Below are 19826 nucleotides of genomic sequence, written 5' to 3'. Positions count from 1 at the left end.
ATAGAGGATCACAGCGTACGCTGTGATCCTCTATGGCGATTTCTGAGTTCTGCGTACCCTTTTTTTTCTACGGCTGACCAATTAACAAACAGCGATGACGCATGTAAGTGTAACGGACCTAAACGTCGCTAACTGTCCCAAAATTGCTTGTTTGATCATTTTACGGACAAAAGTGACCCTTATTCTAAAAGGAGAGGCTTTATATGCATAAATTAGCGATCTTAGCGTCATCTCTGTCCGTTAGAAATGAAAAGAGGCTATTTTTATCCAATAAAGGTCATCTGTGTCCGCTAGAGTTTGTTCGTTGATTGGTCACCAATTAGGTTACATGTAATAAAATCCGGACTTCTATAATAAATTTCATACTGGACAAGTTGGGAGTACTGCTCTAACGCGAATAGCAGGGGGGATGCCAATGTGGAGCCGGATCAAGCCGAAGAAGACATATTTCAGCATTTTTCTATACTCTTGCCTAGCAGTAAGCTTGCTGACCCTGGTGTTCACCATGTTCCTGAGCCGGCAGTTCGCTCAAAGCGCAATGGATGAAATCAATAAGTCGAACCAAGAGAAAATGCACCAGGTTGTGAAAACCTCGGAATTTACTTTGCAGAAGCTGCGTCAATTTACACTCAGAATTTATTCGGATGAAAATATCGCAATGTGGGTCAACATGGATGAAAATGATTATTCCCCCCTGGCGTTAAATAAAGCGGCCGAAAGCGTAAGGGAGTTTAGGAGCAGCGAGCCTTTCATAGACGATATTTATTTAGTTAACCTCAATCTCGGCGAAATCTATACTTCAGACTCAAGTATTTATACAATACAAGATTTCTATGATCAGGCGATGCTGAATTACATTAAGAGTCAGAAAACGCCGTATCTGCAGTTTGTCAACCATGAGGTGGAGGGCGAATCGCATCTAGCGCTTGTCGTGCCGGCAGCCGGGCCTAATCAGAACTATTATGGATTCGTGGCGATTCTGTTCAGCAAGCCGCTGCTGAATGAGCACATGCTGCAAATATCGGAGGAAGATCAGAACAAAGTTTTTATTGAAGGCAAAAATAAGGAGTTCATTCTGGGCAATACGAATGCCGCGTTGACGGAAGATCTCATGGGGACGGATACGCCGGAGGCGGCAGAACAGGGCTGGAAATGGGAGTCCGGCAATGAAACCTGGTCTATTCAGACGGCCCAGCTTCCTATAGAAGGATGGAAGGTTTATCATTTGTCGCCGATCTCTCTGTGGCAAGCGAAAATAACCAAGATCCGGATGGAAATTATCGGATCCTCGATCATTCTGCTGATCGCTTTGCTGTTGTTCTTGTTCTGGCAATCCTACCGCAGCTTGAAGCCCATTAGCGATTTGGCCTTTCAATTGCAAAGCAAGCTCGGCAAGAAACATCCGATGGCGCAGACAGCCAATGCCAATAATGAGATTGAGTGGATTCATTCCGGCTTCCATCTGCTGGTCGAGCAGATCGAGCAATTGGACTTGTCGATCAAGAGCAGCAAAGCTTTGGTGAAGGAGGATTTCTTGCGTCAATGGATTCTCAATTCGAAAGCTTCCGGACCCGTCGAAGCGTTTATTAGAAGTGAAACGAAAATCCTCCAGACGGGCTCTTTCCGCATGGCGGTCGTACGGCTGGAGTCATATGGTCGGTTCAAGGAATGTTACGATTTCGCATCGCGAAAATTGCTCCGCTATGCACTGGGCAATATTATGGTCGAAGTGCTTGCGAATCATGGGTTTGCCGCTGAAACGGTCGATTTCAGCTCGGATCACCTCGTGGCGCTTATTTCTTCGCCCTCTTCGGGGGAAGATACGGCGCCGGTCATCGCAGCGATGGAGGAGGTAAGAGCTCAGATCAGGCGGTGGCTGAAGCTGGAATTGCATGCGGCTGTCAGCTCCGCGCTTCATATGGAAGACAATGTGCACACCGTTTATACCCGGATGTACGAACTCACTTTGATCGGATTCATTTATAACGAGGATCGGGTATTCACCTCCGAAGATCTGGAGCGGTATCAGCTGGGCAAAGACAGCAAGCTGGATGAAGACTTGCTGAAGCAGGTGATTTATTCCGTTCACCTTAAGAACGATAAGGCTCTCAAGAGTTGCTTGGATGAACTTACCTTACAAATGCAGGCGCTAAGCTACGAGGAATGCAAGATGCAGCTGACTCATATTATTTATTCGATTATGAAAAGCTTCAAAAACTATAAGACGTTCCAAGGAATGAAGAGCATCCATACTTTCCTGGAGCAATTCGCAACCATTGGAGAAGTGAACTCGTGGCTGTACGGGGAGCTGCAGCAGATCATGGACCAGCACCGCAAGAAAAATCCTTCGAGCCGAAAGGACGAGGTAGCCGCCGAAATGATCGAATATGTGCGCAGCCATCTTCACAATCCGATGCTTTCGGTGGACGACATTGCCACTCATGTGTCCATATCCGTAAACTATGCCCGGCAAATCTTCAAAGAGCGTTTGGAGTGCTCATTATCCGACTATATTACAAATGAACGGATCGAGTACGCGATCAAGCTGCTTACAACGACCGATTGGACGGTAGCCGACATAACGGAACAGTCCGGTTTTCAGACTAAGAGCACCTTCTATTCCCTGTTCAAACGGGCAACCGGAATGACGCCGAACCAATACCGTACTGAAAATACGCAAGGCAAGGCGTAGAAATCCGTACCTCACAGTTGTTGGAAAATGGATACTTGCCCTTTACCGACTTTCGTACCCATTGGTAGATACCGGACTGTACGGAAGCAGAACAACCCGAGTATGATCAGACAGAAGCGGGATGCGCGGATAGACGGAAATCGTTGCGGCCGCCGCCCGGATGATCATCAAGCAGGAGGGGTTAAGCCATGAAGTTAAGAAGAAGCGGGTTCTTGTTAATGGTCGTATCGCTAATCCTGACAGTAATATTGGCCGGCTGCCGTTCGAATGGGCCGGCCCCTTCGGAAACAGGCGAATCGCCGCAGGTTTCCGAGGAAGGCCAATTGAATCCGGTTACCTTGAAGATCATGTTCCCCGGCGATCCGCCGGCGGACTGGGATGAAGTCAAGGCGGAGATGGAGAACCGGCTGGCGGGTACGCTTAATGTGAAGCTGAACGTCGTGTATATCCCATGGACGGACGTTCTTCAGAAACGTCAAGTTGCATTATCCTCCGCGGAAGACTACGATCTGATCTGGGACAATAATCCGGTGCAAAATATGGCCGCCGGCCTCTATGAACCGCTGGACGAATTGATCGAGAAATACGGGCCCGATATCAAGGCCAATCGCTCTGCGGAGCTGATGGAAGCCAATAAGGTAAACGGCCAATTGTATGCGGTTCCGCTTGAAGTGAATTTCATACGCCCATGGACGTTCGTCATTCGCAAGGACATTCGGGAGCAGCTCAGTGTCGAACCGATCAAAAGCTATGACGAGTTGATCGAATTTATGTATTTGGTGAAAGAGAAGGTTCCGGAAATCACTCCGTTCATTCCTAACGGTACGGAACATATCGGCTTGAGGCTTGCAAACATGCTTGATCCGGAGGCCAATCTTGCAGCCGTATTGAACTATCCCGGACTGTACACCAAGGGGAACGACGGAAAGGTCTATAATATTATCGATAACATGGACCCGATGATTATGAAAAATTTCGAGCAATATCGCAAGCTGTATCAGGACGGAATTTTGGCCAAAGACGCCCTTACGCTCAAAAATGCGGAATTTGCCAAAGGAAAGGCGGCTGTTTCCACGTTTTTCGATTTCGGCGTCAATCTGAATACCCGCACGGCGCTTGAACAATCGGTTCCGGGAGCTTCTGCCGAAACCTTCTCCTTATACGACTCCGGCATGAAGCTGAGCTCGACCTACAAAGCGGGCAACTTTATTGCCGTTCCGGTGGTCAGTAAGAACAAAGAACGCGCGATTCAATTCCTTAATTGGCTGAACCAGAAGGATAATTACGATCTGCTTGCCTACGGTATAAAGGGAAAGAACTGGGAAGATGCGGGCGAAGGTCTTTATAAACCGATCAAAGATAACCCTTATGCGGGCGTTCCTTTCGCATGGGGCTGGAATCCGAAGCTGGATCGAATCGATGCCAGCCTGCCTGAAGATGTCATTGCGCTGAATAAGTGGCAGAGGGAACCCAGTAACTTCGCAACGGATATTCTGACGGGCTTCACCTTCAATCCTAGCCCGGTAGCCAATGAAGTGGCACAACTCAGCAATGCGGGCGTGGAGTTTTATAATCCGATCGTGATGGGGCTGGTGGAACCAAGCGAGGGTCTGGCCAAGTTTAAGGAAAAGGCCTATGACAATGTGAAGAAAGTCCAAGCGGAGTATCAGAAGCAGCTGGATGAATATCTGGCTGGCAAGAACAAGTAAGTAATCCAAGAAGCCGGCGGCCTTGAAGCAAGGCCGCCGGCTTTTTTTCTATATTGCGTGCTGAGCGGTAAATTCCGTACTTTTCGCGAGTGATAGAAATCGAACCTTCACAGGGTGTTATCGTTCATACCTATTGATAAATACAAGACTATACGTACGGCATCGCGCATGCGTAATATGCAAGTACAGAAGAATGGAAAGGAGAGCTTGAGTTGGCAATTGTGCAGGAGCTGAAGAAGAACAAATGGCTTTACGCGATGTCGCTTCCCGTCATTGTGTATGTTTTTATTTTTTCTTATTTGCCGATGTCCGCTCATATATTGGCCTTCAAGCAGTTTGTACCGGCAAAGGGGCTCTGGGGAAGCGAATGGGTGGGCCTCGACAATCTGACGTTTTTTTTCACCGGTCCGGATTGGCTGGGCGTAACGTTGAATACGATTTACTTGAATCTTCTGTTCATTGTTTCGGGTACTGTATGCTCCTTATGCATTGCGCTGCTGCTGAATGAAATTCATCATTCCTTTATCAAAAAGGTGACGCAATCGCTTGTCATTCTGCCGCATTTTATTTCCATTATCGTCGTTAATCTGATGGTCATGAATTTCTTTAACGGGCAGGACGGCATGATTAATCGCTTGCTGAAGGAATTCGGGTTTCAGATGATCTCCTGGTTTCAAACGCCGGAAGTTTGGCCTTGGCTGCTCACGATCATATTCGTATGGAAGGGTGCAGGGTGGGGATCGATTATTTATCTTGCAACTTTGACCGGGTTCTCCGAGGAATATTATGAAAGCGCTAAAATCGACGGCGCCAAGCGGTGGCAGCAGATTTGGTACATTACGTTGCCGCTCCTGAGGCCGACCATTATCGTGCTGACGCTTCTCTCGCTGGGACGTATCTTTTACGGCGATTTCGGCTTAATTTACGGCATCATCGGAGACAATTCGCTGCTCTTCGATTCTACGGATGTGATCGATACGTATACGTACCGGTCCTTGAGGTCCACGAATATGAACAGCTACAGCAATGCCGCGGCAGTCGCCTTATTCCAGTCGGTTATGGGGCTGATCACCATTTTGTTCTTCAATTGGGTTGTCCGCCGGGTCGATAACGATTCGAAGCTGTTCTAGAAAGGGAGTGATGGTATGAGAATGACACAGCGGGATACTTCGCAGCTCGCCGTGTCCGCAGCGGCTTATCTGTGCATTGGCACTTTCGCCCTGATTTGCTTTATTCCCTTCTGGCTTATGTATATGGGATCGTTCACGGCGGAGAGTCAGATTGTCAAGGGGTTTCAAATGTTCCCTACGGAATTTACGTTTGATTCCTACCGCTTCTTATTCCAGGGCAGCCAGGTGTACTACAGCAGTTACGTTTCCATTTTCGTTACGGTTGCCGGCACTATCGCAGCCGTGCTTATGACCTCCGTGTTCTCCTATGTTGCAGCCCATCCGAAGGTGAAATACCGGTATGTCCTTTCCTTCTACATTTATTTCACGATGCTGTTCCCACCAGGTCTGGTCGGCTATTATTTGCTCATTTCCAACTGGCTGAACCTGCGGGATTCACTGCTCGCGCTGCTGCTGCCGCTCTTGTTCTCCGCCTTCAACGCTTTCTTGATGACATCGTATTTCCGCACGCTACCCTTTGAATTGAATGAGGCGGCAACCGTGGACGGCGCGCATGAGCTGTATATCTTCTTCCGGATCATCTGGCCGGTTTCCATGCCGGTTATTGCGACGATTGCCCTTTTCTATGCGCTTTCCTATTGGAACGACTGGTTTAACGCGCTGATGTTTATCGACGATCCGCAAAATCATCCGCTGCAGATGATGCTGCGAAGAATCGTTTCCAATTCGGAGAATCTGGATTACTTGAATGCGAATGTCAATATTCCCGTTTCGGCGACAGGCGTTCAGCTTTCGACGGTTGTTATTACGATTGGGCCGATCATTTTCCTATATCCGTTTCTGCAGCGCTATTTTATCAAGGGGATGACGATCGGAGCCATTAAGGGATAAGGGGTGGAGGTTAATGAAGAGCAAATGGTATCGAGGGTATCGAGGTGATGCTTTTAGACTGTTTCTAGTCATCCTGCTGTTGTCGTCGTTCATCCCTGCCGGAGGAGCGCTCGCGGAAGCTACGCTGCTCAAGACCGGAAACTATTACTACAGCCCTGCCCCGAATGCAGGCAATTCTCCGGACAATGGCGCAACCGGCTTGGTATCATCGGAGGGCGGCGTGCTTCTTGACGGCTTAACGAAGACCTACGCCGGATGGATGGGAAGCGCGACCGCCAAAGGGACGGTGCAGGCGGTGTTCGACCTGCAGAGGGACTACCCGCTGGACAGCATAAACATCGTAATGAATTCGCCTAACATCTATTGGGGGTTTAAGGAATTTACGGTCAAATACCGCTCCGAGGCTACACCGGATTTTTACTATATTGCCGGCAAGCATGTAAAATCAGGAACCGCCTTGAACTATTCGGTCAACATCCAGATGGAAAACAAGACGGCCAGGTTTATTGTCATCGATATGAAGCGGTCGCACTCTTATCAGCATATCCCGCTTACGGAAGTGCAAATTTATAAAGGCACAGGCGATGAAGGGCAGAATCCGGCTGCTGCTTTCACCGTAGAGCAGATGCAGGCTGAGCTTAAGAAAGACGCTATGATGGTGGATAAATACGGACAGTGGATTTATGAAACGTGGACGGGAAAGGTTGCAACTGACGCGCAATTGCGGCAGGAATATGCGAATGAGGCGAAAGCGCTGGCGAAAGTTTCGCTGGACCGAAGGAAATATGATCAGTACGGCGGGATTAAAAGCGGGGGAATATACAAAAGCACCGGATTTTTCCGACTGGAACAAATCGATCATAAGTGGTGGTTTATTACGCCGGACGGCTATAAATTCATTTTAAAGGGCGTGGATGCGACAAGCATATGGGAGTGGGGATACGGAACGCCGAATAAGAAAACGGACGGCACTCCCCGGAGGGTGTTCGAGGAGCTTCCCGATCCAAGCGTCTATGCTCCCGCTTACGCCAATGACTCAAATGGCGAAAGAGTCAGCTTCGTCGTCGCCAACGTCATGAAAAAATACGGCAGAAACTATGAGTCGAAGTGGGAGGAAATCACCAAAAAGCGGTTGATCAATTGGGGCTTTAATGCCTTTAGCAAGTGGACCAGACCTAATAATGTCACGTTTCCCCATATAGAGGTTCTGCAAGATCCGTCAACTTTGAAAAGGATTCAATGGACGTACGATGTGTTCGATCCGCAGGCTGAATCCATTATCGACAGCGCCTTGAGCGCACAGCTTCAAGAGGCGAGGAATGACCGGTGGCTGATCGGCTACACTTACGATAACGAGGCCGGATGGTCGGCCGATATCGTAAAAGAGATTTTGACGTATGGTTCGACCTCTGCGGCGAAGGGCGCCTTTGTGGATTTTGTTGCGCCAAGATATAACAATGACATTGCCGCCGTCAACCAGATTCTTGGCACGAGCGCCGAATCATTTGACGCATTAAAGAATACGTCGATCGCGATCGCGAGCGTTCCGGCTGCGGATGTATCGGACTATATCAAGCTGGCATCCAGAACGTACTTTCAGACGGTCCGGAATATTATCGAAAAATATGATACGAACCATTTGTTCTTAGGTTCTTCTGTCGTTCCCACCTGGCGGACCAGTCTGGATTGGGATTCGGCAGCCATGGAATTCGTGGATGCTTTTTCCGTAGATAATTATACGAATGATGCGGGCTGGCTTTCCAGATATGAAGCTTTCGGAAAACCGCTGTTGAATTTGGAATATACGTTTAGCACTAGCGAGCGCGGGTTATCGCCCATCAATGCGGCTACAAGAACAGCCAGTATAGCGGATAGAGGCACGGCCTTCAAAACGTTCATCGAAAGCCAAACGGCACATCCGCTATTTGTCGGATCGGGCTGGTTTGCGTACTATGATCAAGCGGTTACCGGACGTAAAGACAGCGAGAATTTCAATATAGGCTTGGTCAATCAGCAGGATCAGCCCTACACGGATATGGTCAATATCATGAAGACCGTTAATGCAGGGCTGGAAACGATTCATGCGAATTAAAGAACTTTTTAGAAATAAGGGTATGAAAATAAAGCTGCCGGAGACGGCAGCTTAAAGTTCAGTTCGTCGAAACAACGATGCTGTCGAAAACAGCCGTCTGATCGTACGTCCGCAAACCGATGTACCCGCTGGTCAAGCTGGAGTCGCTAACGCTGATTTTTTTCACGCCGTCCACATAGGCTTTCAATGAGCTTCCTGTCATCTCCAGCTTAAGCAGATACCAAGTGCCTGGAGTAGCGATCATACTTGCTTCCCCGATCTTGGTCCAACTATTGCCCAGTTTCTTGTACAGTTGGACTTTATTCAGATCATAATTGATGCGGAGGGTGTACATGTAGGAGAAATCTGAATTTGCCCGGGCAACCAGGCCGGTAGAAGCGTTGGCCATATGATTGTCATACGCTTTTAAGGCCACGGTTATGGTGGCGTTGAAGTAGGTCGAATGGAACACGGTTTCGGCAATGCCTGTGCCCGATTGTTTCAACACTTTATTGTCTAGGGGAATGCTGTCGTGACTGACATCATTGGTTAAAGACCAGCTGCCGCTCAGAGGGACCGGGCTGCCGGAACTATTGTTCTGAAAGCTGTCGCCAAAGCTCTGCGGATCAAACATGACCGCATCGGCTCTGTTGGAACCGCCTTGAGCGGTCGTGAGCTTCACATATTCTTCCGGTCCGCCAGCAAAATATACCGTATCAATCAGGCGCCACTGACCGCCCGCTATGGTCGTCTGATTGATGGTTACGGTATTCGTCACGCCATTGTGAAAGATTGAATATTGAGCATACTTCGTTGAACCCTGATGGTAAGGGTACCGGACGTACACATTGTAGTATCCCGGCGTCGTGAAGTTCGGTCTCCACGTAGCCGTACTTCCAATTGTACTGCTGTAACGCGAGCTGCCGCCGTAACTGCCGCCCAGCGAACTAGTCCCCCAGGTTCCCGTCTCGGCATAGCCGCTGCTTTCTGCGTCGACGATGACCCCGCTTTTCGCCTTAATTGGACCGATGATGTTGGAGTACGGGGAATAGGTGCCGTGCACATTTTTCGCTTTCACCCTATAGTAATAGCTTGTGCCTTCCTGGGCAGATGCATCGCCAAAGATCGGTACGGTAAACGTATGATGACGCGGTGTGGTAATATCATCCGTCACATCGCTGCCTACAGCTGTCCATGGGCCGGAGGGACTTGTCGAACGTTCAACGTCATAAGTGCTTGCCCCGGAGACACCCATCCAGGAGAGGGTATGCACGGAATCGACAGGGAACATCATGGGCGCATCGGGTGCCGGCCAATGAGGAACGGCCAAGCCTTTCAACGAGTAGGCATACTTGCGCAGCAGATCGATGATGGCCGTTTCGTTCGCCCAATCGCCGGTTGCGAAACCGGGATAACGCAAATAGGACCATTCTCCGACCGGTGGCCAATGCCATCCGCCCAGCTTGTGATGATGCATGCTGCCCCAGAACATGGCGCCTGAGGTTCCATTGTTCTGAACGATGTCGAGCAGCTGTTCCGTATCCGCCGGGGAATAGTCACCGAATTCGCCAATGATCAGCGCTTTTTTTCCTTTGGTGCTATTTCTCCACTCATTGAGCTTTGTAACCAAGTCGACATTGTGATAGCTGTAAATGTGCGGAACAATAATATCAATATGGCTGTCATTCAGCGCATTGGTCCTTATTCCCTGTGCGCGGACATATCCTCCATCGGCTACAAGATGGTTGGAATCGAGGCTCTTCACATACGCGGCCATCTCGCTTACCCAGCTATCCGTGGAGGGAAGTTCGTTCCCCAGCTGCCAGGCCAGAATGGCTTTATCGTTTTTGTAAGGAACACCCGTATACGTATTGGTCCGTTGAACGACAAATTTAATGAAATTTTTGAAGTCCTGCTTTATGGTCGCATCGCTCCAAAAATCATTCGCCGTTTTCCCGCGGAAAGCCGACCAATCGGCAATCCCTCCGATGTAGGTATACTTATCGACGAAAGGCACGATTAGCCGAACATCGTAATGGTTTGCCACTTGCACAATTTTATCCAGTATCTTGAATGCGCTTTCATTATATTCGTTAGGTCCCATCACATGACGATAAGTTCCTGAGGGATCGCTGCTCATTGACACTTCAAACGGATACAAGCGGATGACATTAATTCCTGAGCTGCTTGCCGCGCGAATCGCATCCTCGATTTCAGACGGATCCGTCCATGCTCTATTCAGTAAAGGCTGATTGGTTCCGATAAAACGAAACGTGGATGTCCCTTCCATCAACGTATCTCCGCTGCGCGTAATATAGTCTGAGAATCCCGACTCGGCACGAGCCGTCCAAAAGTTGTAAAAGGAATCGTACGTAAGCAGCATAACGGCCAAGGTGACGAGTTTCAACCATTTGTTCATGCCATTATTCCTCCTTATTTGCACATGACCATCCAATAGAATGACATCTACGGAACTAGCTGAAGAAAAGGTGAATCCCCAAGCAGAAGTTATGAAAGCGGATACAAAAAATTGCAAATTCGATACATCTCGACAATTATATGCACACCGCGGCAATTTATTACCACAATCTTTCGCGGTTATTGGGGCACAGCGGCGGGGATAGCTGTCCAGCATATAAAAACAGGTCAGTTAATGGTGTGATTAACCATTAACTGACCTGATATCTTACTGCGTTAGTATCACGAGGAGGAGTTATTCTTCTTTGGTTAAAGCCCGGTCACGAAGCACGCGGTCGAGCAGATTGCGAATAAGATCGAGATCGTCCTTCTCCAGAGGGACGCCGTCCCAATGAAGCTGCTCAACGTTTAAGTATTCTTTTGCATTATGGTTAACATCCGCCGGTAGCTCGGAGTAATCAGTAAGACCTAATAAATAATCAGCTGACGTACGCAATTTTCGGGATATTGTTTGTATGGACTCTATCGTCGGCTGGCGGTATCCCGACTCATAGCCGGCATAGGTGCTTTTGGCAACGCCAACAAAATCGGCCACTTCCTGCATGGTCAATTTCCTCTTCTTCCGCATCTGCTTCAGTCGCTTCGCAAACATATTCATGCCCCCATATCTACTTACGCATGCAAAAACAGTATATCAATCTTTTCCCCGTCTTTCCATAGATTCCGTAAAGGCGACCAGCTGAAAATAATGGCGGCATGGAAGCGGGTACCGCCCAGGCGACTGGACCGAGTTTCGATCGAATGGATAATGGCTGCGGGGTTGCCGCTGCTCAATGGCGAAGAACCTTTATTCGGAAGCGGAGGTGCTTCCAAATAAAGGTTCGGATTAAGGCTAGCCGGATAGAGAGATGGAGTATTTATTTTGCTTACTTGAAGTAGCTGTTAATTTGTTCTTGAGCGATTTTCATAATCGTGTCCATACCGGCGGATTTTAGTTCCGCAGTAATCTTCGGAATCATTTTCTCCGGATCGGATGCGCCCGTAATGAGTTCATATTTGTATTTATCCCATACCGCTTGGACATTCGCCACTTCGGTCTGAAGATTGCCGATGTCCAGCGCGAACCCTAGCACATTGGAAGATGTCGCTGCATCGTTCAGCTTTTTAACTTGGTCCCATTGATCGACAGGAGCGCCTTTGGTAACGGCAAGATTAAAGAATGTACCTTGGGAGTAAGCAGCCAGCGGCCAAGTGTCGGAAGTGCGCTCGATTACCTTTTCGCCATCGACATTTTTGTAGTCTACGTCAAGCTCCCCGAATGCCAGCATATTGCGCAGCTTAGGATCTGTGTTGACCAATTCGAGGTACTTCAATGCTTCTTTCTTATATTTCGAATTCGCGGAAATCGCGTTCAGAGAGCCTTGGATCGTGCTCGTTGTATAAATAGGTCCGAAGTGCTGAACCATATCATACTTTTCGATAGCATCATTGATCTGCCAGCTTATCTCTGCGCCTGGGAATGCTTGAGCGGCAAAGAATGGTCTGCCTTTGTCGTTCTCTGTTTTCGTCGGAGCATCAGGGTTAATGATGCCGTCCTGATACCACTCATGCAGGAGCTTCAGATCGGCCATGATGTCGGGCTGCTCGAGAACGGAGACAACCGTGCGCGAATCATCGTCGGTTCTTACGCCGATCGGAGAGAAGCCAAGCGTTAAGTCGTCATAATTGTTGAAGAAGCCGTTCAAGCCTTCGCCTTGCGTCATAGGCAATGGGTAGAAGCTCTTGCCTTCGCCAGACTTTATCGCGCGCAGAGGTTGGTCCAGATCCTGCAGCGTTTTGATATTGTTGATATCGATATTGTACTTCTGAACGTATTTATCATCGTACACCCAATATTGCGTTAGCGATGAATCCTTATAAGTTGGAACGGAGTAATATTTACCGCCGATTTTCGTGCCGTCCCAGACCTTCTCAGGAATCAGCTTGTATAGGTCAGGCGTTTCGCTTTGAACCAGTTCCGTAATATCGGCAAAAGCGCCCATAGCCACCTGCTTGCTGTATTTGCCGCTGTTGGTGAACATAATATCGAACGGTTCGCCCGTATTCACGATCGTATTGATTTTGGTATCCCACTCGCCCCAGCTGGCTACCTTGATGTCGATTTTCACACCGATCTTTTCGGCCGTGTATGCATTCATCGCTTCGATGGCTTTGTCGAAATTATTAGGTACTTGGCCGCCGATGAGCCACCAGACCAACGTCGGGATATCTTTGCTTGGTTCCTCGGAATCCTTTGGCGCTTCGCTATCTTTTGGGGTGTTCGTAGCTGCATTCGGTTCATTTGTGGAGGCTGGTGAGTTGGAGCCGGAGCAAGCGGCCAAGGCAGTCACCAGCAGGGTGAGAATACAAAGCGCAGAGATGAGCTTCCAAGATTTCTTCATTTCATTTCCCCCTTATTGAAGTTGTGTCACCGTAACCGTTGGACGGTGATCTATGATAAATCCTCTATCGAGGCCTATCAATGAAGTGAATGCGGTCATCCCTTGACGGCGCCGATCGTTAGTCCGGAAATGAAATATTTCTGGAAGAACGGGTAGGCGAAGGCTACGGGCAGAACAATGATAATGGCAACGGCCATGCGGGCAGATTCCTTCGGCATCGTTGCGACAAGCACGGCATAGCTGACGCCCATGCTTGCGGCATTTTTGGCAAGCGCATCCACATTGCTCATCAAGCTATTCAGCAGAGCCTGCAGGGAATAGAGGTTCTGGTCGTTGATATACAGCATCGATTGGAACCAGTCATTCCAATAAGAGAAGCAGAGGAATAGTCCAATGGTTGCAATGACCGGCAAGGAAATCGGCAGAATGATGGAGAAAAAGATTCGCTGCTGGCTCGCGCCATCGATTTCAGCCGATTCGATCAGCCCGTCGGGAATCGTGCTTTTAAAGAAGGTTTTGCAAATGATTACGTTGAACGACGAGACGGCGAGAGGCAGAATTAGTGCCCAGATGCTATCCTTGAGTCCTAATAAATTGGTATTGATGAAGTAGCTGGATACGAGACCGCCGTTGAATATCATCGGGATAAATACGACCCAAGTCAGAAAGCCATTCAGCTTGTAATTTGGACGGGAAAGCACATAACCCATGGAGGTAGTAAGCAACACGCCGATCACAGTACCGGCTACGGTTACAAGAGCGGATACGCCGAGCGCCCGCAGAATCATCGCACCCTGCTTGATGACATAGGCGTAAGCCTCCCCTGACAAAGCAACCGGCAGCAAATGGTATCCGGTCTCCCGTATGGAGTTCTCACTGGAAAAGGATATCGATAGAACAACAATGACGGGTATGACGCAGAGCAGCGCCAAGATGATAAAAGTCAGATTGAAAAGGATGTCGACGGGTTTGCTGGTACGGTTGAATTTTTCAAGCCCTGTTTCGTAATTCGTTCTCGTTGACAATGCGATACCCCCTTCAGTGTTTGCGCAGCAAACACACTTCGTAAGCACAGGCTTACATCATCGCGCTATCAGGATCGATTTTGCGGACAATCCAATTAGCGGCTAGAATCGTTGCGCAACCGAGAATGGATTGCACGAATGCAGCCGAGGCAGCCATCCCGAGCGTAGCGGATTTCAGTTGTTTATAGACCATGACATCGATTGTGGTAGAAACGTTGAACAGCGAATTGGAATCTCGCGTGACCTGATAGAACAGGCCGAAATCRGTGTAAAATATACGTCCAACCGCCAAAATGAACAGCATGACGATAACGAGCTTGAGCATGGGCAAGGTAATGTATCTCGTCTGCTGCCAGATCGAAGCTCCATCAATAACGGCTGCTTCATAATAAGTGCTGTCAAGGCTTGTGATGGTGGCTAGATAAATGACCATGCCATAGCCCAAGCTTTTCCAAATGTTCAAAAGAATCAGGAAGTAGGGCCAGTATGCCGGCTCCATATACCAGTTAACGGGATCCCCGCCCGCGTTGACGAGCATTTGATTGAGAATGCCTTTATCGAAGCTTAGGAATGCCCAGCCCACGGCGGATACAACAACCCAAGAAAGGAAGTAAGGCAGGAACATCATCGTCTGGTAGACTTTGCTTGCCTTGCGGCTGTGTAGCAGTCCGATCATAATAGCGAACAGAACGGGCAACACAATGCCTAATACGATAAAAATGATGTTGTATCCGATGGTGTTTCGAATAATGATCCAAGCGTCGTTCGACCTGAACAAGAATTCAAAGTTTTTGAGGCCTATCCAAGGACTGTTAAACACATTGCTCAAGAAACCGCCGCTAATTCTAAAGTTTTTGAAGGCGATAATGATCCCGAACATAGGCAAGAAACAAAACAGGATGTACCAAATCGTCGTGGGCAATGCCAGCAGGCTGAGTTCTGTATCCTGCTTGCGCCAACGAATTCGTAAGCGCTTTCTTTTATCTTGTCGTTCAACTGCAAGGCTCATGTCTGTCGCTCCTTCCGGTGAATTCTTGCTTTTATTTCACTTGTTGCGTTCATTGTATACTGGGAGGATTCGATGCTTCTAGACAACAAACTTGATACTATAGTCAACAAACGTTAGATTGGAGAAATCGCTCACAAAAATCGTTTGTATCCTCGGTGCGGACAATGGATGAAACACCAATAAATTGAAACATTTATAAATATCTAACGTTTATAATGATAGCTTATCTGTATGGTTAGTCAGAGATTTTGAAAGAGGTGCAAACTTGAAGAAGTTGACCAAAATTATGTTTACGATCATAGTGGTTGCTCTTTTTTTAGGGGTTGTCTCCATTCCATTTATGAATAATTATGTTGCATATTCCGTAAAAAAAGAGCTAACAAGAGTATCCTTGCCCGACAAAACCGAACTCGTGGATTCTATATCGTCAGCCGGAAAATTGGTGGGTAACGGAAATGGCATGCAGTTTTTTGGAGCTATTTTAATTAAATCGGAACTTGCTTTGGAAGAGTTGGATCATTATTTTTCAAAGTATCGCGAAAAGGATGGGTTTTACATCGTCGAAAAGCAAACGAGCAGGCAAATTGATGTTATTGACCATGGCGACTTGACCTTCAAGGCATTAAAGGCGGATCAAATACTAACCGACTACTACATCGTTTATACCTGGGGCAGCAGCGACTATCCGTTAAGTGATCTTGATCTGCGGGGGCACTGACGCTCTGCTTGTTTGAAGATGGAAACACGGAAGAGGGTGTCCCGTCGGGACACCCTCTTCCGTGTTTCATAAGCATGCTATATAACTGTAAATGCTTGATAATGGGTAAGCTATTGAACATGCGCCGAATGGTCGGCCGTATCATTAACTTTGCATTCCTCGGAGCAATATTGTTCATGGCTCTCCAGGCAGTCGTCGCAGACAAGATGCTGGTCGTGACAGGTGTCGTCCTTGCAGTTAATCATCGTATCCGTCAGACTTCCGCAGTGATGGCACTTACCGACCGTGGTATGTTCATCTGTCTGATTTATGCGAACAGAGAGTCGTTCGTCGAAGACATACATCATCCCATCGAACAAACGTCCTTGAACCTCAGCGTCTTTCCCGTAAGTAACGATTCCGCCATCCAATTGCGCCACGTCGCTAAACCCTTCATTTTGGAGCACGCCGGTTAGCTTCTCGCACCGAATGCCGCCCGTACAATAAGTCAGGATCGTCTTATCTTTGGCATCCTGCAAGTTGTTCCGAATCCATTCGGGAAAATCCTTGAACGACTTCACATCGGGACGAATCGCATTGCGGAAATGGCCTAGATCGTATTCGTAGTCATTTCTTCCGTCAATGATTACGACGTCCTCGCGCTGAAGCTGCTCGTAGAATTGCTGCGGCGACAGGCGCTTCCCGCTATTCACATTGGGATCAAGCGGTGTTTCGTATCGCAGCGTAACGAGCTCTTTCTTCGGGCGAACGAACAGCTTTTTAAAAGCATGTTCATTCGTTTCGTCTATTTTAAAAACCATTCCTGCAAAAAGCGGGTGGTTGTTCATATAAGCCATATAAGCATCGGTTTGCTCGACCGTACCGGAGAGAGTGCCGTTAATCCCTTCGGAAGCGATTAGAATGCGGCCTTTGACGCCTAGCTCCTTGCAATAATCAAGGTGTTCCTGCGCGACCAGCTCATAATCGGGTACCGCTACGTATTTGTAATATAATAAAATTCGATATTGGTTTTCCACAGTAAATAACTCCTTATCCATTTTCAATCCGTAGATCGGAAAGTCATTATAGCCATACCTAGATATTGTAGCACCATTTGTCCGCAACATAAAGTAATGAGGGCGGCAAACGAAAGAGGAACATCATGGGATGTTCCTCTTTCGTTTTATTTATTCCGTTTCGATCAAGTTGTTTCGCTTTTTGAATGGATTTCATACAATCAAAAGGCAAGGAATGAGAGAACTTCAGAGTTTGGTTGGATTTTGTACAGTCATATGGACGGAAAATGGTCGATGAGGGATAAAATCCCTCTTTTGGCTGTATAATTTCCACTCAAAAGTGACTTCACAGGCGTTTGGGACCGATTAGACTGTACGGAATACAGGCAAAATTAAGCTAGGTTTTGTGCATTAGTGTATGATTCCGTAAAAAGTTAGAGATGTCCTTACAGCAGCTCGTTAAGGACAATCGCCAGCTCAGCACGAGTTAGACTTTGTTCTTCTTGATCGGGAAGCAGCTCGTCGATCGAAAGCTCGATGTTCGCAAGCTCGGCGTAGCGGGATAAGATAAGTCCCATCTGCTCCGCCGTCAACGGTTGGTTGGGAAGGAACAACCCTTTTCCGTTGCCGACCACGATGCCGTTCTCGGCAGCCCATCCTACATAACCGCTATACCAGCTGCCCGCTGCAACATCGTTGAAAGCGGACGATTCGGCCGCTTCAACGCCTAACAGCCGGCCAAGCGTCGTAATAGCCATTGCGCGGGTTACGGAAGCACTCGGCGAAAAGCTGGAGCTGCCCGTTCCGACCATCAGACCTTTGTCGTACAAGGCTTTCACGGCTTGGTAAGCCGGGTCGGCCGGGTTAAGATCCGTAAACGGCAGTCCGCCGATCGTGAACAGCCATTGCGATACGCCGGTATACGTTTCATTAGTGGAAACGACGGCTACCGTTAGGCGATACTGACCGTCCGCCTCCGGCATGATGTCTGACAGCGAACCTTTCAGTTCCGACAGCAGCTTTGTTTCGGAATAGTTTTCCGACGGCACGTCGGTCACCGTCACTTGAATATCTTGCTCCGGTACATCCGCGCTTGCAGCGATTTGCTCCAGTACCGCTTGTTGGCCGGTCGCGGCGTTCCGAATACCCGCGCCGTTATTGACCGTGAAGCTTACGCGCGTTTTGCCGCTGGCATCCGAAGCCTGGGAAATGCCCGAGAAGCTGGATACGGCTTCGGTAACGATGAAGGCAGTCGACCCTGCAACGTTAGCCGCAGCGCCGTCCGGCTCGGTGCCGTTCGTATTGGCCGGCGGCGTAAAGTCGCCCGTCGGCGGATTGCCTGTCGGAGCAGGGCCGTTCATGCCTCCGGTCTCCGGACGGTTGCCTTCGCCGGGTCCTCCGTCTTGCGGGCGGTTGCCGCCGCCGCCCATCATGCCGGAAGCATTGCCCGTATACTGCTGCTGGACGCCGTTCACATAGAGATGATATTCGGTATCGAGCTTCAATTGCGATGATGAGAACGTTATGCTTTGGAACGCTTTCTCAGCCGTATGGCTAAATATTTCGTTGCCGTCCGCATCGGTTAGCGCAACGACGCTTCCTGCCGCTTGGGTCGAAGCGAAGGCGAGCTCCATATACGTCTGCTTGGAATCTTGCGATACGGCATCGTTGCGGGTGCCAAGGGCTGTTACCGTGCCGCCGTTGATCAGAATAGCTTTGTCCGCGTCAATGCCGCCGTCGGGGCTTCGTTCGTTGGACATCGTCACGATCGTGCCGCCGTTAACCGTCAAGTAGCCGTTGGAGTCGACGCCGTCGCCCTCGGCTCCAAGACCGGCGTTGACGTAAAGGTAGCCGCCGTTGATGCTCGTGACGGAGATGCCGTCCTCATTCGTATTGATCCCGTCATCTTGGGCCGAGATATACACGTTGCTGCTGTTCAAAGCCAAGTGCAGTTCCGAATTCAATCCTTCTTTGGCTGCCGTAATGCGCAGCTCTCCCGTTCCGGCAGCTCCGCCGGAAATATTCATCGACATTTTGGAGTAGAAGGCCCCGTCGTATTTGTGCAGCTTGCTCGTTGTGCCCTCTTTGTAGATTTTCGCCACATACGATCCGTTCACCGTGTTCACCGTACCGTCGGCGATAATGACCTGCGCGCCGGCCTTGCTAAGATCAACAACGCCTTTCGTATCCTCGGTGTCGCTGTAAGGCTCGTAGACGTTATAGAAAATGACCCCGGGCGCGACAGTGCTCGTAATGTCCGCTCCGTCCAAAATCAGAGTGACACGCGCGTCGGGATCGCTTGCCGCTTCCTTGCCTAGGTCGATCGCCAGCTGGCCCTTGGAGAGCTGGCCGGATACGCGATAGGTGCCCGGCTCCGTGATGGTAACGACCGTATGCGCGGAAGCCTCCTCCGCGCTATGCGCATCGGATTCGGTTCCTTCGCCATAGCTGCTGCCGCGTCCGGACTCGTAATAAACGATGTCCGCGCCTGTATACACTGCGCTTGAAGCATCGGTGGAAGCAGCTTGTCCGTCTACCGTTACTCCGGCATCGGAGAGCGTGATGACCGTCTGCTCGGCAGATTGGGCGGATACGGCTTGAATCATAGTCGTGAGTGCCAGCACGATTGCCAGCATCAACATCGTCGTTCGTTTCAATAACATAACTTCACTTCCTTTCGGTTGTTTATGACATTGCCAGATTACAGATGTTTCCTTAAGCGTACCT

The 19826-nt window shown here is 49.0% G+C and carries 13 protein-coding genes; 6 read left to right on the top strand and 7 right to left on the bottom strand.

The genetic code is table 11. The features are described from left to right. Window positions 1-415: 415 nt before the first annotated feature. The 5 genes from AB4Z33_RS15175 (at window position 416) to AB4Z33_RS15155 (ending at window position 8514) form a co-directional block, all read left to right on the top strand. Window positions 416-2692 carry an AraC family transcriptional regulator gene (locus tag AB4Z33_RS15175; protein WP_442050702.1) on the top strand — a complete coding sequence of 759 codons (2277 nt, stop codon included), beginning with the start codon at window positions 416-418 and terminating at the stop codon, window positions 2690-2692. Between the two features lie 188 nt (window positions 2693-2880). Then, window positions 2881-4401: an ABC transporter substrate-binding protein gene (locus AB4Z33_RS15170; RefSeq protein ID WP_442050701.1), complete on the top strand. Its 1521-nt coding sequence runs from the start codon at window positions 2881-2883 to the stop codon at window positions 4399-4401. 221 nt (window positions 4402-4622) lie between these two features. Then, window positions 4623-5531: an ABC transporter permease gene (locus tag AB4Z33_RS15165; protein ID WP_442050705.1), complete on the top strand. Its 909-nt coding sequence runs from the start codon at window positions 4623-4625 to the stop codon at window positions 5529-5531. A gap of 15 nt (window positions 5532-5546) precedes the next feature. After that, window positions 5547-6422, top strand: a complete 876-nt coding sequence (locus tag AB4Z33_RS15160; protein ID WP_442050700.1) for a carbohydrate ABC transporter permease — start codon at window positions 5547-5549, stop codon at window positions 6420-6422. Window positions 6423-6435: 13 nt separating this feature from the next. Next, window positions 6436-8514 carry a hypothetical protein gene (locus AB4Z33_RS15155; RefSeq protein ID WP_442050699.1) on the top strand — a complete coding sequence of 693 codons (2079 nt, stop codon included), beginning with the start codon at window positions 6436-6438 and terminating at the stop codon, window positions 8512-8514. Window positions 8515-8572: 58 nt separating this feature from the next. Here the strand turns inward: AB4Z33_RS15155 and AB4Z33_RS15150 are convergent, their stop codons facing one another. The 5 genes from AB4Z33_RS15150 to AB4Z33_RS15130 all read right to left on the bottom strand — a co-directional run bounded on the left by AB4Z33_RS15150 (window position 8573) and on the right by AB4Z33_RS15130 (window position 15386). Next, window positions 8573-10912, bottom strand: a complete 2340-nt coding sequence (locus tag AB4Z33_RS15150; protein ID WP_442050698.1) for a golvesin C-terminal-like domain-containing protein — start codon at window positions 10910-10912, stop codon at window positions 8573-8575. 294 nt (window positions 10913-11206) lie between these two features. Continuing rightward, the gene (locus tag AB4Z33_RS15145; protein ID WP_442050697.1) at window positions 11207-11563 is read right to left on the bottom strand and encodes a helix-turn-helix domain-containing protein; all 357 of its coding nucleotides are present in this window, start codon (window positions 11561-11563) and stop codon (window positions 11207-11209) included. Between the two features lie 274 nt (window positions 11564-11837). Next, window positions 11838-13352, bottom strand: coding sequence for an ABC transporter substrate-binding protein (locus tag AB4Z33_RS15140; protein WP_442050696.1), 1515 nt, complete (start codon window positions 13350-13352; stop codon window positions 11838-11840). 95 nt (window positions 13353-13447) lie between these two features. Next, window positions 13448-14377: a carbohydrate ABC transporter permease gene (locus tag AB4Z33_RS15135; RefSeq protein ID WP_442050695.1), complete on the bottom strand. Its 930-nt coding sequence runs from the start codon at window positions 14375-14377 to the stop codon at window positions 13448-13450. 52 nt (window positions 14378-14429) lie between these two features. Then, window positions 14430-15386: an ABC transporter permease gene (locus tag AB4Z33_RS15130; protein WP_442050694.1), complete on the bottom strand. Its 957-nt coding sequence runs from the start codon at window positions 15384-15386 to the stop codon at window positions 14430-14432. Between the two features lie 265 nt (window positions 15387-15651). On the opposite strand from AB4Z33_RS15130, the gene AB4Z33_RS15125 reads away from it, so the two are divergent. Further along, window positions 15652-16104, top strand: coding sequence for a hypothetical protein (locus tag AB4Z33_RS15125; RefSeq protein WP_442050693.1), 453 nt, complete (start codon window positions 15652-15654; stop codon window positions 16102-16104). 110 nt (window positions 16105-16214) lie between these two features. On the opposite strand, the gene trhO is transcribed toward AB4Z33_RS15125, so the two are convergent. Both trhO and AB4Z33_RS15115 read right to left on the bottom strand, forming a co-directional pair. Then, a complete protein-coding gene (trhO, locus tag AB4Z33_RS15120; protein WP_442050692.1) occupies window positions 16215-17141 on the bottom strand; it encodes an oxygen-dependent tRNA uridine(34) hydroxylase TrhO in 927 nt (308 codons plus the stop codon). Window positions 17142-17545: 404 nt separating this feature from the next. Further along, window positions 17546-19762, bottom strand: a complete 2217-nt coding sequence (locus AB4Z33_RS15115) for a carbohydrate-binding domain-containing protein (protein ID WP_442050691.1) — start codon at window positions 19760-19762, stop codon at window positions 17546-17548. Window positions 19763-19826 lie beyond the last annotated feature (64 nt).

This window comes from Paenibacillus sp. 2TAB19 (assembly GCF_052115185.1).
In the GTDB taxonomy this organism is placed as follows: Bacteria; Bacillota; Bacilli; order Paenibacillales; family Paenibacillaceae; genus Pristimantibacillus.
Note: the sequence above shows the minus strand (reverse complement) of the source record. Positions and strands in the feature narration are given on the sequence as shown.

Coding starts and splice junctions, on each gene's coding strand:
- AB4Z33_RS15170 (WP_442050701.1), top strand. CDS start 2,881: ATGAAGTTAAGAAGAAGCGGGTTCTTGTTAATGGTCGTATCGCTAATC.
- AB4Z33_RS15145 (WP_442050697.1), bottom strand. CDS start 11,563: ATGTTTGCGAAGCGACTGAAGCAGATGCGGAAGAAGAGGAAATTGACC.
- AB4Z33_RS15155 (WP_442050699.1), top strand. CDS start 6,436: ATGAAGAGCAAATGGTATCGAGGGTATCGAGGTGATGCTTTTAGACTG.
- AB4Z33_RS15175 (WP_442050702.1), top strand. CDS start 416: ATGTGGAGCCGGATCAAGCCGAAGAAGACATATTTCAGCATTTTTCTA.
- AB4Z33_RS15160 (WP_442050700.1), top strand. CDS start 5,547: ATGAGAATGACACAGCGGGATACTTCGCAGCTCGCCGTGTCCGCAGCG.
- AB4Z33_RS15115 (WP_442050691.1), bottom strand. CDS start 19,762: ATGTTATTGAAACGAACGACGATGTTGATGCTGGCAATCGTGCTGGCA.
- trhO (WP_442050692.1), bottom strand. CDS start 17,141: ATGGATAAGGAGTTATTTACTGTGGAAAACCAATATCGAATTTTATTA.
- AB4Z33_RS15140 (WP_442050696.1), bottom strand. CDS start 13,352: ATGAAGAAATCTTGGAAGCTCATCTCTGCGCTTTGTATTCTCACCCTG.
- AB4Z33_RS15150 (WP_442050698.1), bottom strand. CDS start 10,912: ATGAACAAATGGTTGAAACTCGTCACCTTGGCCGTTATGCTGCTTACG.